This is a genomic window from Janthinobacterium sp. GW823-FHT01H08, assembly GCF_058797855.1.
The window spans coordinates 4,355,894-4,370,080 of record NZ_CM179504.1; the positions used below are offsets into that span (position 1 = coordinate 4,355,894).

Annotated in this window: 17 protein-coding genes; 3 read left to right on the forward strand and 14 right to left on the reverse strand. The window is 60.5% G+C overall.

The genetic code is table 11. The features are described from left to right. Window positions 1-203: 203 nt before the first annotated feature. From AC3RCG_RS19490 to AC3RCG_RS19550, 13 genes are all read right to left on the reverse strand, one after another. Complete coding sequence (locus AC3RCG_RS19490) at window positions 204-449, reverse strand: glutaredoxin family protein (protein ID WP_070223866.1); 246 nt, start codon at window positions 447-449, stop codon at window positions 204-206. Between the two features lie 54 nt (window positions 450-503). Then, window positions 504-2,000, reverse strand: coding sequence for a DegQ family serine endoprotease (locus AC3RCG_RS19495; protein WP_492403057.1), 1,497 nt, complete (start codon window positions 1,998-2,000; stop codon window positions 504-506). A gap of 234 nt (window positions 2,001-2,234) precedes the next feature. Next, window positions 2,235-2,558, reverse strand: coding sequence for a sigma-E factor negative regulatory protein (locus tag AC3RCG_RS19500; RefSeq protein ID WP_070288657.1), 324 nt, complete (start codon window positions 2,556-2,558; stop codon window positions 2,235-2,237). A 72-nt stretch (window positions 2,559-2,630) separates the two neighbouring features. After that, window positions 2,631-3,254 carry an RNA polymerase sigma factor RpoE gene (gene rpoE / locus AC3RCG_RS19505; RefSeq protein WP_070223871.1) on the reverse strand — a complete coding sequence of 208 codons (624 nt, stop codon included), beginning with the start codon at window positions 3,252-3,254 and terminating at the stop codon, window positions 2,631-2,633. 66 nt (window positions 3,255-3,320) lie between these two features. Next, window positions 3,321-3,851 (reverse strand): hypothetical protein, encoded by a 531-nt coding sequence (locus tag AC3RCG_RS19510; protein WP_492403060.1) that lies wholly within the window; start codon window positions 3,849-3,851, stop codon window positions 3,321-3,323. Window positions 3,852-3,972: 121 nt separating this feature from the next. Beyond that, window positions 3,973-5,223: a beta-ketoacyl-ACP synthase II gene (fabF, locus tag AC3RCG_RS19515; protein ID WP_070223875.1), complete on the reverse strand. Its 1,251-nt coding sequence runs from the start codon at window positions 5,221-5,223 to the stop codon at window positions 3,973-3,975. Between the two features lie 29 nt (window positions 5,224-5,252). Next, window positions 5,253-5,492: an acyl carrier protein gene (gene acpP, locus AC3RCG_RS19520; RefSeq protein ID WP_008449912.1), complete on the reverse strand. Its 240-nt coding sequence runs from the start codon at window positions 5,490-5,492 to the stop codon at window positions 5,253-5,255. A 178-nt stretch (window positions 5,493-5,670) separates the two neighbouring features. Further along, window positions 5,671-6,414: a 3-oxoacyl-ACP reductase FabG gene (fabG, locus tag AC3RCG_RS19525; protein WP_070223877.1), complete on the reverse strand. Its 744-nt coding sequence runs from the start codon at window positions 6,412-6,414 to the stop codon at window positions 5,671-5,673. Between the two features lie 49 nt (window positions 6,415-6,463). Then, the gene (fabD, locus tag AC3RCG_RS19530; protein ID WP_070223879.1) at window positions 6,464-7,405 is read right to left on the reverse strand and encodes an ACP S-malonyltransferase; all 942 of its coding nucleotides are present in this window, start codon (window positions 7,403-7,405) and stop codon (window positions 6,464-6,466) included. Window positions 7,406-7,542: 137 nt separating this feature from the next. Next, window positions 7,543-8,541 (reverse strand): beta-ketoacyl-ACP synthase III, encoded by a 999-nt coding sequence (locus AC3RCG_RS19535; RefSeq protein WP_492403066.1) that lies wholly within the window; start codon window positions 8,539-8,541, stop codon window positions 7,543-7,545. Window positions 8,542-8,556: 15 nt separating this feature from the next. Further along, window positions 8,557-9,624: a phosphate acyltransferase PlsX gene (gene plsX / locus AC3RCG_RS19540; RefSeq protein ID WP_035820253.1), complete on the reverse strand. Its 1,068-nt coding sequence runs from the start codon at window positions 9,622-9,624 to the stop codon at window positions 8,557-8,559. A 210-nt stretch (window positions 9,625-9,834) separates the two neighbouring features. Then, window positions 9,835-10,017, reverse strand: a complete 183-nt coding sequence (rpmF, locus tag AC3RCG_RS19545) for a 50S ribosomal protein L32 (RefSeq protein WP_034749653.1) — start codon at window positions 10,015-10,017, stop codon at window positions 9,835-9,837. A gap of 314 nt (window positions 10,018-10,331) precedes the next feature. Further along, window positions 10,332-10,829, reverse strand: coding sequence for a YceD family protein (locus tag AC3RCG_RS19550; RefSeq protein ID WP_070311438.1), 498 nt, complete (start codon window positions 10,827-10,829; stop codon window positions 10,332-10,334). Window positions 10,830-11,052: 223 nt separating this feature from the next. Here AC3RCG_RS19550 and AC3RCG_RS19555 point away from each other — a divergent pair, with 223 nt between their 5' ends. Together AC3RCG_RS19555 and AC3RCG_RS19560 are read left to right on the forward strand one after the other, a co-directional pair. Beyond that, window positions 11,053-11,661: a Maf-like protein gene (locus AC3RCG_RS19555; protein ID WP_070224171.1), complete on the forward strand. Its 609-nt coding sequence runs from the start codon at window positions 11,053-11,055 to the stop codon at window positions 11,659-11,661. A gap of 91 nt (window positions 11,662-11,752) precedes the next feature. After that, window positions 11,753-12,502 carry an SAM-dependent methyltransferase gene (locus AC3RCG_RS19560; protein ID WP_492403069.1) on the forward strand — a complete coding sequence of 250 codons (750 nt, stop codon included), beginning with the start codon at window positions 11,753-11,755 and terminating at the stop codon, window positions 12,500-12,502. 61 nt (window positions 12,503-12,563) lie between these two features. Here AC3RCG_RS19560 and AC3RCG_RS19565 read toward each other — a convergent pair whose 3' ends face one another. Next, complete coding sequence (locus AC3RCG_RS19565) at window positions 12,564-13,481, reverse strand: 23S rRNA (adenine(2030)-N(6))-methyltransferase RlmJ (protein ID WP_070288661.1); 918 nt, start codon at window positions 13,479-13,481, stop codon at window positions 12,564-12,566. 276 nt (window positions 13,482-13,757) lie between these two features. Between AC3RCG_RS19565 and AC3RCG_RS19570 the strand changes: the two genes are divergently transcribed. Beyond that, window positions 13,758-14,186: a thioredoxin family protein gene (locus tag AC3RCG_RS19570; protein ID WP_492403070.1), complete on the forward strand. Its 429-nt coding sequence runs from the start codon at window positions 13,758-13,760 to the stop codon at window positions 14,184-14,186. Window position 14,187: the final 1 nt, after the last annotated feature.

Sequence of the window (14,187 nt, forward strand, 5' to 3'; positions counted from 1 at the left end):
GAGCAGGACATCTGCATGCCCAGGCGAGCGCTTTTGAAGCGACAGAAGCTGCTGCCTCGGACAGTAGCTTTTTCGACCTCCCCATTTTACCGGATTTCAGAGTAGAAAGCCCGTCTTATGAGGCCGGCACCGGGGCAAGCCGACATTTTCGGCTGTTTTCAGCACCAGAATGGTGCAATGCAGTGTCAATATTGACAGTTAAGCTACATCAGGCAGCGCCGCACGGCCGCCTCGTCGAGAAAATAATGGCAGAGCTCGGGCTGCGCCAGGTCGCCGAACAGCACCGGCACCAGCTCGTCAAAACGGGCCAGCAGCGAGGCGTCGGGCGAGGCGTCGATGTCGATCACGTCCACCGTGAACGGTTTGCCGGGCGGCTGCAGCAGGAGCAAGGCGTCGAGCATGTCCTGGCAAAGGTGGCAATAACTGCGGGAATAGAGCGTGAAGTGCATGGAAAAGAGAAAAAGGCATCCCGGCCACAGCCGGGATGCGGGTGAATCAGAACCTTACTTCGCCGACGGGCGCAGCGAAACGAATTGCGCTACGTCGCCACGGCGCACCAGCACGGCCGACGTCTTTTTCGGATCGAGCTTGGCCACGAGGGCGTTGAACTGCTTGGCGTCTTTCACGGCAACGTTATTCAGCTGCAAGATCACATCGCCAGGCTGCAGGCCGGCCAGAGCCGCCACGCCATCGGCCTCGTCAACCTGCACGCCGGCGTCGATCTTCAATTCCTGTTTCTTCGCGGCCGGCACGTCGCTGACCTTCAGCCCCAGTGCATTGACGGCTTGCGCTTCCGGCTCCCTGGCGCCCTTCTTCGCCGTTTTCTCGCTTTCCAGTTCGACGACGGTGACGGGAATGTCCTGCTGCGCACCCTTGCGCCAGACGGTGAGCGTGGACTTGCCGTTGACGGGAGCGCCGCCCACCAGACGCGGCAGGTCCGACGAACGCTCGATCGGCGCGCCGTTGAATTTCAGGATGATGTCACCCGGCTTGATGCCCGCCTTGTCGGCCGGACCGCCCGGCTCCACCATCGACACTTGCGCGCCCTTGGCATTCGGCAAGCCCAGCGATCCCGCCACGTCCTTGCTCACTTCGCCGATCTGCACACCGATGCGGCCGCGCACGACCTTGCCCGTCTTTTTCAGCTGCTCGCCTACGCGCATGGCTTCATCGATGGGCACGGCAAATGAAATGCCGTTGTAGGCGCCGGACAGGGTGGCGATCTGCGAATTGATGCCGATCACTTCGCCGCGCATATTGATCAGGGGACCGCCCGAGTTGCCGGGATTGACGGCAACATCGCTCTGGATCAACGGCAGGTAGTCGCCCGTGTCGCGCGACTTGGCGGAAATAATGCCGGCCGTCACCGTGTTTTCCAGGTTGAACGGCGAGCCGATGGCGATCACCCATTCGCCCACGCGGATCTTGTTCGAATCGCCGATAGTCAGGCGCGGCAGGTTGCCGCCCTCGATTTTCAGCAGGGCCACGTCGGTGCGCGCATCGGCGCCGATCACCTTGGCCTTGAATTCGCGCTTGTCCGTCAGCGTCACGTAAACCTCGTCGGCGCCATCGACCACGTGGGCATTGCTCAGCACGTAGCCATCGGCCGAGATGATGAAGCCGGAACCGACACCGCGCTGCACTTCCTGTTCCTGCGGCACGGCGCGGCGGCCGCCACGCGGCGCCTGCTGGCGCGGCGTCGGCATGGCGCCGCCGAAGAAGCGGCGCAGGAATTCCTGCATTTCCTGCTCATCCTGACTGCCGGCGCCGGCGCCGCCCATTCTCAGGCGTTCGGTGGTGCGGATATTCACCACGGCCGGGCCCACGGCGTCGACCAGGTCCGAGAAATCAGGCAGTTTCACTGCCGGCACGGCGGCCTGCGCCTGTGGCGCCAGGCCCAGCATGGTGGGAGCCAGAAACACGCCAGCGGTACCGAACAATAAGGCGGAAAGCGTCTTTACTGAAAACGACTTGCTGGCGGCACACATGTTTTTTTTCATGGAAAGGATCTCTTCGAATATATAAACGGATCAAAACGCGAATCAGGCAATTGCCTGCGTGCACGATTGGCCGTCATGACGGCGCCCCCGAGGCAAACCCATCCGGTAGCGCGCATGGCAGCAACAATATATCGCAAAAGCAAGATATTGCCTGCACACAGTGTCAATCGTACCGAAGGCCAGTGTCAAGAGGGCGACAGGAACGTTAAGCCTGGCATAAGATGGCGAAACGCCCTAGCGCTGCGCCAGCGGCCCCGCCTCCAGCGGCTCGGCTGCACCCGGCGGCACGATGGCGGCGGACAGGGGCAGCAGCGGTTCCGCATGGGCAGGCGCCGACTCGGCGGCCAGGCGGCTGGCCAGACGCGCATCGAACTGGGCGCTCAGTGCATGGCCGCACTGCTCCGAGCGCAGCACGTCACCGATATGGCGATAGACATTCCAGGCTTGCCTCCCCTCATCCGTGTCGAGGGCGGCAAAAGCCAGTTCGAGTTCGCTCGCCGCCAGCTCGCCATCGGCCAGGGCGGAAATAGTCTCGTGCAATCGTGTGTGCGTATCCATGATGGGTCCTGCCATTTCAAGAGGATCGGTGCGAAAACCGGGCGCAGCCATGCCAACCTCATACTCTTCAGATTACCAGCGCTTGTCAATTGGCATGTCCAGCAACGGTTTCAATTTTTCCGCAATCACTTCGCGCGCGCGAAAAATCCGGCTGCGCACGGTGCCGATGGGGCACGCCATGATCTCCGATATTTCTTCATAGCTCAGGCCCTCGATCTCGCGCAGCACGATGGCCGTGCGCAATTCGATGGGCAGCACATCCATGGCCGCATTGACGGTGGCCGCAATCTGCTTGCTCGCCAGCACCGATTCCGGTGTATTGTTGTCACGCAATTTATTGCCATCATCGAAGGACTCGGCCTGCTCGGCGTCGGCATCGCTGGACGTGGCGGCGCGCCTCCCCTGCGTGACGAGATAATTCTTGGCCGTATTGATGCCGATGCGGTACAGCCAGGTATAAAAGGCGGCATCGCCGCGAAAATGGCGCAGCGCCCGGTATGCCTTGATAAAGGTTTCCTGCACCACATCTTCGGCCTCCGCCGGGTCGTGCACCAGGCGCGACACGAGGCGCATCAAGCGGCGCTGGTATTTCGATACCAGCACATCGAATGCCCGTTTGTCGCCAGCCTGCACCCGCTCGACCAGTAACTGATCATACTCGCGCTCTGTCCTCACGCCCAATGTCCCTGTAGTCATGCAGCGTGGGCGCCTGTATGGATATAGAGTTGGCCCGCTGCAAGAAGTTCAGTGTTCGCCCCACTTTTATTCGTCCCCACTCCGCGCCGCAATGGCCCGGCACGCCACGGCCAGCGGGCGGAAGGCGGGGCAGCCGCCGCCGCGCTGCACCAGCACCTGCGTGCGCCGCCCCGCGGCATCGGTCAGGCACAGCACCAGCAGCGACGGCCACAGGGTCGAGCCCGGCAACAGGCGCAGTCCTGACGGCGGCGACGGCCCCGGGCCGGGCGGCGCCGCCACCCCGCCGGCATCCGCCCCTGGCGCTCCGCCATGCTCCAGATATACCGCCAGCCGCAATTGGCCAACCGGCGAAATATCAAGCGTCTGCGGCTTTCTGCGCCTGCGCAGCAAAGCGAGCAACAACACGCCGCCAGCCGTGCTCAGCAACGCGCCGGGCCAGCCCAGCGCATAGCCGCCCACCAGTTGGCCAGGCACCGCCGCAGCGCGCCACGCACCGCTCAGGGGCCAGGCGGCCAGCAAGGCACACAGTCCCAGCGCCGCTTGCAACAGACGCAAACAGACAGGCGTGCGAATGACAGCCGCTACTGCGATTGACATACTTCATGGGAAAAAAAAGGCGCGCCGGCAACATGCCGGGCAAATTCAGGCGCCAACGAACGTTGGCGCCGAATCAGCGCTCACTACGATTTGACCGTAGCGAGCGCTTGAAAGTTCCTGCTTATTTCGCTTTACCGAAAATCAGTGTGCCATTCGTGCCGCCGAAGCCGAACGAATTCTTCACTGCATAATCGATCTTCATATCCCGCGCCGTGTTGGCACAGAAATCGAGATCGCAAGCCGGATCCTGGTTGAAGATGTTGATGGTCGGTGGCGACACCTGATGGTGCAATGCCAGGACCGTAAACACCGCTTCCAGACCGCCCGCGCCGCCCAGCAAATGGCCCGTCATCGACTTGGTCGAGTTGACAACCAGATTCTTGGCGTGCTCGCCGAAGGTGCGTTTGATGCCCATCACTTCCGCCACGTCGCCTTGCGGGGTCGACGTGCCGTGCGCGTTCAGGTACTGAATCTGATCCGCGTTCAAGCCGGCGTTGTTGAGGGCCGCGATCACCGATTTGCTGCCGCCGCTGCCATCTTCCAGCGGCGAGGTCATGTGATAAGCATCTGCGCTCATCCCGAAACCATGCACTTCAGCATAGATCTTGGCACCACGGGCCACCGCGTGCTCGTAGTCTTCCAGCACCATGACGCCAGCGCCCTCGCCCAGCACGAAGCCGTCGCGGTCGGTATCCCACGGACGCGATGCCGTTGCCGGATCGTCGTTGCGGGTCGACAAGGCGCGCGCCGAGGCGAAACCGCCCAGGCCCAGCGGCGACACGGTCGATTCAGCGCCACCGGCGATCATGACGTCGGCATCGCCGTACTCGATCATGCGCGCTGCGGCACCGATGCTGTGCAAACCGGTGGTACACGCCGTCACGATCGCCAGATTCGGGCCCTTCAGACCATATTTGATCGAAAGGTTGCCAGAGATCATGTTAATGATCGAGGCAGGCACGAAAAAGGGCGAGATACGGCGCGGACCGCGCTTTTCGTACTCGGACTTGGTTTCCTCGATCAGCGGCAAGCCGCCGATACCGGAACCGATGATCACGCCGATGCGCTCGGCGTTTTCTTCGGTCACTTCCAGGCCGGAGTCCTGCATCGCCTGGATGCCGGCAGCCATGCCGTAATGGATAAAGGTATCCATGTGGCGTGCTTCCTTACCGGAGATATACTCTTCGATATTGAAGCCTTTGACTTCACCGGCAAAATGCGTGGTGAATGGCTGTGCATCAAACTTGGTAATCGTGGCAATGCCGGATTTACCTTCAATGATTGCGCCCCACGCCTCGGCAATAGTATTGCCGACAGGTGAAACGCAGCCCAGGCCGGTGACAACAACACGACGGTTTTTAGAACGGCTCAAGCGATTCTCCTGAAGTCGGTCAGACAGGCTTAGGCCTTGACGTGTGCGGTGGCGTAGTCGATCGCCTGTTGCACGGTGGTGATTTTTTCAGCTTGTTCGTCAGGGATTTCCATTTCGAATTCGTCTTCCAGGGCCATGACCAGTTCCACGGTGTCCAGGGAATCGGCGCCGAGATCGTCGACGAAGGAGGATTCGATTTTGATGTCTGCTTCTGCAACGCCCAGTTGCTCAGCGACGATTTTCTTAACGCGTTGTTCGATATCCGACATGTTATGGCTCCAAAGTGTGTGTTACGGAAAGTGCGCGCATTTTATCAGGTTTGCGCGTCCGAATACTAATTTCGGTGTCTGCTGCTAATTCGACCGAAGCTGCTGCTAAAAGATGCGATTATAGACAAAAACGGCCATTGAATGATGCCACAAACGCCCGCCCCGTCTAGCTTTCACATCAATTCATGTACATACCGCCGTTCACGTGCAGGGTGGTGCCCGTGATGTAGGCCGCTTGCGGCGAGGCCAAAAAGGCCACCGCCGCCGCCACGTCTTCCGGTTTGCCCAGGCGGGACAGGGGAATTTGCGTCAACAGGGCCGCGTGCTGCTCTTCGCTCAGGGCCTTGGTCATGTCGGTATCGATGAAGCCAGGGGCGATGCAGTTCACGGTAATGTTGCGGCTGCCGATTTCGCGCGCCAGGGCGCGGCTCATGCCTTCCACGCCGGCCTTGGCCGCCGCGTAATTCATTTGCCCCGGATTGCCCGACGACGCCACCACCGACGTGATATTAATGATACGCCCAGTTTTGGCTTTCATCATCCCGCGCAGTACGGCGCGCGACAGGCGGCCGACGGCCGACAGGTTCGTGGAAATCACGCTGTCCCACTCTTCATCCTTCATGCGCATGGCCAGCTGGTCTTGCGTAATGCCCGCATTGTTGACGAGGATGGACAGGCTGCCGTAGGCTTTCTGCACTTCATCGACGACGGCTGCGCAGCGCGCCGCATCGGTCACGTTCAGGACCAGGCCCTTGCCCGTGACGCCTTCGGCGGCCAGGTAATCGGTGATCGCTTGCGCACCGCTTTCCGAGGTGGCGGTGCCAACCACGGTAGCACCCTGTTTGCCCAGTTCGGTGGCGATGGCGCGGCCGATGCCGCGCGAGGCGCCCGTGACCAGCACGACTTGATTTGCTAAATTCATGAGTATCCTTAAAAGCAAGCGCGGCAGGCAGGCTGCCGCGATCTGATGTTTATTTGAGCTGCGTCAAAATGCGTTCCAGCGAAGCCTGGTCGACGATGGCGTCGCCCACCAGCACGGGATCGATGCGCTTGGCCAGGCCCATCAGGACCTTGCCCGGGCCGCATTCGATCACTTGCGTGATGCCGTCTGCCGCCACTTTTTGCATGGTTTCCACCCAGCGCACGGGACTGGCTGCCTGGCGCACGAGCGCATCCTTGATGCCGGCGACGTCGTTGACGATGGCCACGTCGACGTTGTTGATCAGGGCGATCTGCGGCGCGGCGAACGTCAGGCCGGCCATGTACTCGCGCAAGCGGTCCGATGCCGGTTTCAGCAGCGACGAGTGGAATGGCGCGGAAACGGGCAGCTTCATGGCGCGTTTGGCGCCCTTGGCCTTGGCCAGTTCGCAGGCGCGCTCAACGGCCGCCGTGTGGCCGGCGATGACGACTTGCGCCGGCGCATTGAAATTGACAGGCTCGACCACCAGGGCCGGGTTTTCCGCCGCCGCTTCCGCACAGGCGGCGCGCACGTCATCATCCGACAGGCCCAGCACGACAGCCATCGTGCCCTGCCCTACCGGTACGGCTTCCTGCATGGCTTGCGCGCGGAAACGCACGAGCGGCACGGCATCCTTGAACGAGATCACGCCGGCGGCGACCAGCGCCGAATATTCACCGAGGCTGTGACCGGCCACGACCGTCGGCACGGGGCCGCCCGCTGCCAGCCAGGCGCGATAGAAGGCCACGGCCGCCGTCAGCATCACCGGTTGCGTATTGGTGGTCAGGTCCAGCTCTTCCTTCGGACCTTCGGCGATCAGCTTGCCCAGGTCGCATTGCAGGGCATCCGACGCTTCGGCGACGGTTTGCGCAACCACGGGGTTGCCGGCGAAACCATCGAGCATCGCAATCGCTTGCGAGCCTTGGCCTGGGAAAACAAATGCAAATTGTGTCATGTCGACTCCGTTTTTTTACTATTTAGAGAATCAGAGACCTAAAGGCAACTGCTGGGGTACGTCCCTGCGGGATCGGAATGCATTCCATTGGAATGTATTCCCCCGACGGGTCGGACCCCAAAGTCAGCCTTCGGCTATCACATCCTTGCCAGCACGGCGCCCCAGGTAAAGCCGCCGCCCACGCCTTCCATCATGACGTTGTCGCCCTTCTTGACCCGGCCGTCGCGCACGGCGATGTCGAGCGCCAGCGGGATCGAGGCGGCCGAAGTGTTGCCATGCTGGTCGACGGTGACGACCATCTTGTCCAGCGGCAAGCCGAGTTTCTTCGCCGTGCTGTTCATGATGCGGATATTTGCCTGGTGCGGGATCAGCCAGTCGATCTGGTCCGACGTCATGTTGGCGTGTTCGAGGGCTTCGTGCGCGACCTTTTCCAACACGGACACGGCCAGCTTGAAGACGGCGGGGCCATCCATGTACAGGAAGGCGCTGCCGTCCAGCGCGCCGCCAGCCAGGCTGCCCGGCACGCTGAGGATGTTCGAGTGGCGGCCGTCCGCGTGCAGCTTGGTGGCCAGAATGCCGGGGTCTTTCGACGCCGTCATGACGATGGCGCCGGCGCCGTCGCCGAACAGCACGCAAGTGCCGCGATCGTCGAAATTGAGGATGCGCGAAAACACTTCGGCGCCGATCACCAGCACGTTTTTATGCATGCCCGACTGAATAAAACTGTCGGCCGTGGCCACCGCATACACGAAACCGCTGCAGACGGCTTGCACGTCGACGGCGGCGCAATTGTTCGTGATGCCCAGCTTGTTTTGCACGATGCAGGCGGTGCTGGGGAAGCTGCCGAAGAAGTCGGGGGTCGAGCTGGCGACGATGATGAGGTCCAGGTCGTTGCCGTTCAGGCCGGCCATGTCCAGGGCCTTTTTGGCCGCTTCCACGCCCAGGTCCGAGGAGTTTTGCGTTGGCGCCGCGTAGTGGCGCGCCGAGATGCCGCTGCGCGACACGATCCATTCATCCGACGTCTCGATGCCCTTGGCGGCCAGCTGTTCGGTCAAGTCCTGGTTGGTGACGCGCTTCTCCGGCAGGTAGCTGCCGGTACCGATAATTTTGCTGTAAGTTTTGCTAAAAACAGTCATGCAAGTACCCGTCCACTAAATGGTAGAGCTTGTTGATGTAGGTTCATCCGGAACTGGCGTGCGCGGCATCAACTCGGCGATCAGGCTGGCCAAGTGCGCTTGCACGTCATTTTTTGCCGCATCAAAGGCGCGGCGCAAGGCCCATTCGAAGGAATAGGCATCGGCGCTGCCATGGCTCTTGAAGACGAGGCCACGCAAGCCCAGCAGGCTGGCGCCGTTGTAACGCGAAGGATTCAAACGGTTGCCGATGGCTTTCAGGGCCCCGCGGGCGATCAGCGCGCCCAGCATGGTAATCGGATTGCGCTTGAATTCGGAAGTGAGCACGTCTTTCATGAAGCGCGCCAGGCCTTCGATGGCTTTCAGGGTGACATTGCCGACGAAACCGTCGCAGACGACGATATCGGTCGTGCCTTTGAAGATATCGTTGCCTTCCACGTTGCCGTAGAAGTTCAGCGCGCCACGCTCGTGGTCGGCCTGCAGCAGCTTCGAGGTGAGTTTCACCACTTCATTGCCCTTGATATCTTCCGTGCCCACGTTCAGCAAGCCGATCGTGGGACGTTCGATACCCTCCATGGCGGACACGAGCACGGAGCCCATGATGGCGAACTGGTGCAAGTGATGCGGTTCGCAATCGACGTTGGCGCCCAGGTCCAGCATATAGGTCGGGCCGTTCTTTTGATTCGGCAAGATGCTGCAGATGGCCGGGCGGTCGACGCCGGACATGGTTTTCAATACGTAGCGCGACACGGCCATCAAGGCTGCCGTATTACCGGCGGAAACGGAGGCTTGCGCCACACCGCTCTTGACCTGTTCGATGGCCACGCGCATGGAGGAATCCTTCTTGCGGCGCAGGGCCACTTCCAGGGGATCGTCCATGGTAACTTGTTCGGAGGCATGCAATACCGACAGGCGCGGATGCGTGTCGGCTTTATGTTTCTTCAGTTCGGCACGAATCACGTCTTCCAATCCAACAAGGATCAGTTCGGCTTCAGGCTCATGTTTTACGAAGGAAATTGCTGCGGGGATAGTGACTGAGGGACCGTGATCTCCGCCCATGCAGTCGATAGAAATTTTGATTGTCATTTGTGTTGATTCAATACCGCTGCGGGCGTGCGGCAAGATGTGAATCGGACTGGAGCATATGCAGGGCGCAGCATGTCATGCACAGGCCTGGACAGCGTGATTCAAAATGACGGGTGTGCAAGATGAATTGCAGCCGATAAAAAAGAAGAAGCGGCGCCACGCCGAATAACCACGCAACACCGCTTTCATCTTACCCAACAAAAACGTCGATTACTCGTCGTTTTTGGTCTTCAACACTTTACGGCCACGATAGAAGCCGTTAGGGCTGATATGGTGACGCATGTGTGTTTCGCCGGTAACTGGCTCGACGCTCAATTGCGGCGCGACCAGGAAGTCGTGCGAACGGTGCATGCCGCGCTTGGAAGGGGTTTTCTTGTTCTGTTGAACTGCCATGATGACTCCTAATACATAAGTTCTAAAATTTTAGCACAATCGATTGGCAAATACATGCGAATCGAGTATCCCAGCGGCAAAGACTACCCGAAAATAGCCCGGACCGACATCGTTTATTACAATTACATTTCACTACACTTGCCATACTCGATTACTACACGCGTTTGACACGTTCTTTACAGGAAGCATAAAAAACCTACTGCGCTTCCCGCTATCGCCTCGGCGTTGCTCAGCGTACCTTCGTACGCTTGCGCTACTCAAGACGATATCGGGCCGCTCGCTACGGTTTTTTAAGGCTTCCTTTCTTACACTACTTATTCTGGCTTCAAGTCTTTCAGTGCCGCAAACGGCGACTTCTTTTCAGTCTTGAGAGCATCGAGCTGCGCCGTATCGGGGCAGACGTCGTGTTTGGGTACCTGCGGCAGGGCCAGCAAGGCTTCATCTTCGATCAGGGCCGCGGCATCCATGCTGCGGCTGCCGACGATCACGTCGATCGATTCATCGTTGATGATTTCTTCGATCTCGTCTGCGTGCTCGTCATCCTTGCCCAGCATCAGAGTGGTCGTCGAATCAATTGCGTAAGCATACGGAGTCAGGCAGCGCTGGCAAACCAGCTGAACGGTGCCGTTGACCGACAAGGTCAGTTGTGGGTAGCCCAGCTTGCTGGTGCCGCCGACGATCTTCCAGGCGATCTCGCCGGAATTATCTGCACAATCCTTGGTCAACCGGGTCATTTCAGCGACAGGAGTTACACCCTCGCGGCTCCCGCTGATACGACAAAAATCAAAGGCGTCGATCACAAAAGCATTCATTGGTAGAAAATTTCCCCGGAAAACCTGCGATAATAACAGGGTTTTTAGCACGGAGTCAAAGGCTAAGCATCTTTTTTGACGCAATCATTGCCATCAACATGACAACTTCATCAACACCGTCATGCCGCATGGAGCCTCAGTTATGGGCTCTGCGCCCTGGAATTTGCGTGAAATCCCACTGACATCGACCTGCGCGGCCATGCCGGCCGCCATCCACTACCGAATGATACCAACTTCCGCCCCATTGCGCTTGATTCTTGCATCGAGCTCGACCTACCGCAAGGAATTGCTGCAACGCCTGCGCCTGCCTTTCGAGGTGGCCGTTCCCGATCTCGACGAAAGCCCCCTGCCAGGCGAAAGCCCCAGCGCCACGGCCTTGCGCCTGGCGCAGGCCAAGGCGCAGGCCGTGCTCGACCGCTATCCTGGCAGTCTCGTCATCGGCTCCGACCAGGTCGCCACCCTGGACGGCGCGCAGATCGGCAAGCCCGGCAACCATGACTATGCCCTGCGCCAACTGCAAACCATGCGCGGGCGCCAGACCGTGTTCCACACGGCCCTGTGCCTGCTCGACGGGCGCCACACTCCGGCCGTGGCCCAGGTGGAAGATATCCAGACCCTCGTCACCGTGCGCGACTTGCCCGACGCGGAACTGGACGCCTACCTGCGCATCGAGCAGCCGTACGACTGCGCCGGCAGCGCCAAGAACGAAGGCCTGGGCATCGCCCTGCTCGAACGCATCGACAGCACCGACCCGACCGCCCTCACCGGCTTGCCGCTGATCGCCCTCACCGGCATGCTGCGCAAGGCGGGCGTGGCGTTTTTTAAAATTTAAAATACCCCTAACGGCAACATCTGGGGTCAGACCCGACGGGTCTGACCCCGGCAGTTTGACGTTGGGGTACTAACATGACTGACTAAAATCCATGACCGGCACCCTGTACCTGATCCCCAACCACCTCGGCCTGTCCGATGGCGCCATCGACCCGCTGGCCCGCATCATTCCCGAGCAGGTGCGGCAGATCACCTCGCAACTCGATTATTTCGTCGCGGAAAACGCCAAGACGGCGCGCGCCTTCCTGAAATTGATCGGCAACCAGCATCCGCTGGCCAAGCCGCTGCAGGAAATCACGATTTCCGAACTCAACGTCAATACCCCGGCGCAAGCGCTGGCCGGCTTGCTGGCACCGCTGCTAGCGGGACGCGATGCGGGCCTCGTGTCGGAAGCGGGCGTGCCCGCCGTGGCCGACCCCGGCGCCGACCTGGTACGCCTGGCGCATCAGCACGGCATTAAAGTGCGTCCGCTGGTGGGCCCGTCGTCGATCCTGCTGGCCGTGATGGCCAGCGGCTTGAACGGCCAGAGCTTCGCCTTCAACGGCTACCTGCCCACGGACGCGGCCCTGCGCGCCAAGCGCATCAAGGAACTGGAAAGCCGTTCGCGCAATGAAAAGCAAACTCAGCTGTTCATCGAAACGCCATACCGCAACGCCGCCATGCTCGAAGCCCTCGTGACGCAATGCGCGCCGTCAACCCTGATCTGCGTCGCCACCGACCTGAGCCTGGACTCGGAAAACGTGCAGACGTGGAATGGCGGACAGTGGAAGAAACAATTGGCCGCCGGCAAGGCACCTGACTTCCACAAGAAACCGACCGTGTTCTTACTGTTGGGGCAGTAAACGACAAACGCCACGGGCAATTACCCGTGGCGTTTTTTATTGCAGCACGAACCGAGGACGACTATACGCGCCGTGTACCGGTGTTCTTTTGACCGCCCTTGCCCGTCTCCAGCACAAACTTGGCGCCATCGTCGCGGCCCAGTACCTTGACCAGATACGGCATGACTTCGCGCAGCATCGGCTCCAGGGTGTACGGCGGGTTCAAGATGAACATGCCGCTGCTGTGCAAGCCGAAGCCGTCCGGCGACGGCGTGTTGACGGTCAGGGTCACGTGCAGCCAGTCCGAGCTGGGCAATTGCTTGAGCTTGTCGGCGAACTGGCGCGATTCCATGCGCTGCAGCACCGGGTACCAGACGGCGTAGATGCCGGACGGGAAGCGCACGAGGGCGTCGGCCAGGGTGTCCTTGACCTTGCGGTAATCCATCTTGTCTTCGTATGGCGGGTCGATCAGCACCAGCGCGCGGCGCGATGGCGGCGGCAGCAGGGCTTTCAGGCTCTGGAAACCGTCGGCCTTGGTGATGAGCACGCGCTTGCCGCGCACGGTCGGACGCTCGCCCTGGGCCAGCGCATGCGCCTCGACCTTGCGGAAGTTGTCAGCCAGAATCTTGGCATCGGCAGGATGCAGTTCGAACAGGCGCAGACGGTCTTGCTCGCGGCTGACCTTGTCGGCGCAGTACGGCGAACCCGGGTAGTAGCGCATCTTGCCGCTCGGATTCATTTCCTTGATCAGCTTCATGTACTCGGCCAGCGAGGCCGGCCAGTCCGTACGGTCCCACAGGGGAGCGATGCCCGTTTCGTACTCGGCATTTTTCGAGGCATAACCGCCGTCGAGCGCATACACGCCCGCGCCGGAATGGGTATCGATATAACTATAGGCGGTATCTTTTTGATTCAGGTATTGCAATAACTGAATCTGCACATAATGTTTCAACACATCGGCGTGATTACCCGCGTGAAAGGCGTGGCGGTAACTCAACATAAGCTGGCTAATTCCATAATAAAAATAAACAAAGGCGGGAGCGCTGACACCGGGCAGGGCATGAAAACAGACTGGAGGGGGTCAGGCTGCGGGGCCAGGAAACAGCATGGACCAGCGTAATCAGCGCGCAATTATCAGCATTATCCACCAGAAAGGTGTATTGCATCAAAAAACACCCATAAACAAGCTCATGCATTCTCGGGACTGAGGGGGCCGGGCGCGGTAGAATACGCGCATCGGGCGCCCGTGCCCATCAGCCTACTAATATATACAGCCATGTACAGCCTGACCCTCACGACCGATAACCGCGCCGACGTCGCGGCAGCCCTGGCCGGCCCGCGCTGGACGGTGGCCTGCCTGTGCGCGCTGTGGTGCGGCACTTGCGGCAGCTACCGCGCCACGTTCGAGGAACTGGCCGCGCGCCATCCGGACACCGTCTTCGTCTGGATCGACATCGAAGACCAGGCCGACGTGGTGGGCGACCTCGACATCGACAACTTCCCCACCCTGCTGATCCAGCACGAAGACAACGTGGCCTTCTTCGGCACCGTGCTGCCCGACGGCGGCCTGGCGCACCGCATGGTGCAGGCGCAGCAGGCGCTCAGCGTCGAGGAACTGGCGGCGCTGGCCACCAGCACGCAGGAACGGCGCGACTGGCAGCGCGACTGCAATCTGCGCCATTTACTGGCTACCACGCTGGCCTGAT

Bases quoted from the DNA above. Each gene is read 5' to 3' on its own strand.
- AC3RCG_RS19490 (WP_070223866.1), bottom strand. From the start codon at position 449: ATGCACTTCACGCTCTATTCCCGCAGTTATTGCCACCTTTGCCAGGAC.
- AC3RCG_RS19495 (WP_492403057.1), bottom strand. From the start codon at position 2,000: ATGAAAAAAAACATGTGTGCCGCCAGCAAGTCGTTTTCAGTAAAGACG.
- AC3RCG_RS19500 (WP_070288657.1), bottom strand. From the start codon at position 2,558: ATGGATACGCACACACGATTGCACGAGACTATTTCCGCCCTGGCCGAT.
- rpoE (WP_070223871.1), bottom strand. From the start codon at position 3,254: ATGACTACAGGGACATTGGGCGTGAGGACAGAGCGCGAGTATGATCAG.
- AC3RCG_RS19510 (WP_492403060.1), bottom strand. From the start codon at position 3,851: ATGTCAATCGCAGTAGCGGCTGTCATTCGCACGCCTGTCTGTTTGCGT.
- acpP (WP_008449912.1), bottom strand. From the start codon at position 5,492: ATGTCGGATATCGAACAACGCGTTAAGAAAATCGTCGCTGAGCAACTG.
- fabG (WP_070223877.1), bottom strand. From the start codon at position 6,414: ATGAATTTAGCAAATCAAGTCGTGCTGGTCACGGGCGCCTCGCGCGGC.
- fabD (WP_070223879.1), bottom strand. From the start codon at position 7,405: ATGACACAATTTGCATTTGTTTTCCCAGGCCAAGGCTCGCAAGCGATT.
- AC3RCG_RS19535 (WP_492403066.1), bottom strand. From the start codon at position 8,541: ATGACTGTTTTTAGCAAAACTTACAGCAAAATTATCGGTACCGGCAGC.
- plsX (WP_035820253.1), bottom strand. From the start codon at position 9,624: ATGACAATCAAAATTTCTATCGACTGCATGGGCGGAGATCACGGTCCC.
- rpmF (WP_034749653.1), bottom strand. From the start codon at position 10,017: ATGGCAGTTCAACAGAACAAGAAAACCCCTTCCAAGCGCGGCATGCAC.
- AC3RCG_RS19550 (WP_070311438.1), bottom strand. From the start codon at position 10,829: ATGAATGCTTTTGTGATCGACGCCTTTGATTTTTGTCGTATCAGCGGG.
- AC3RCG_RS19555 (WP_070224171.1), top strand. From the start codon at position 11,053: ATGATACCAACTTCCGCCCCATTGCGCTTGATTCTTGCATCGAGCTCG.
- AC3RCG_RS19560 (WP_492403069.1), top strand. From the start codon at position 11,753: ATGACCGGCACCCTGTACCTGATCCCCAACCACCTCGGCCTGTCCGAT.
- AC3RCG_RS19565 (WP_070288661.1), bottom strand. From the start codon at position 13,481: ATGTTGAGTTACCGCCACGCCTTTCACGCGGGTAATCACGCCGATGTG.
- AC3RCG_RS19570 (WP_492403070.1), top strand. From the start codon at position 13,758: ATGTACAGCCTGACCCTCACGACCGATAACCGCGCCGACGTCGCGGCA.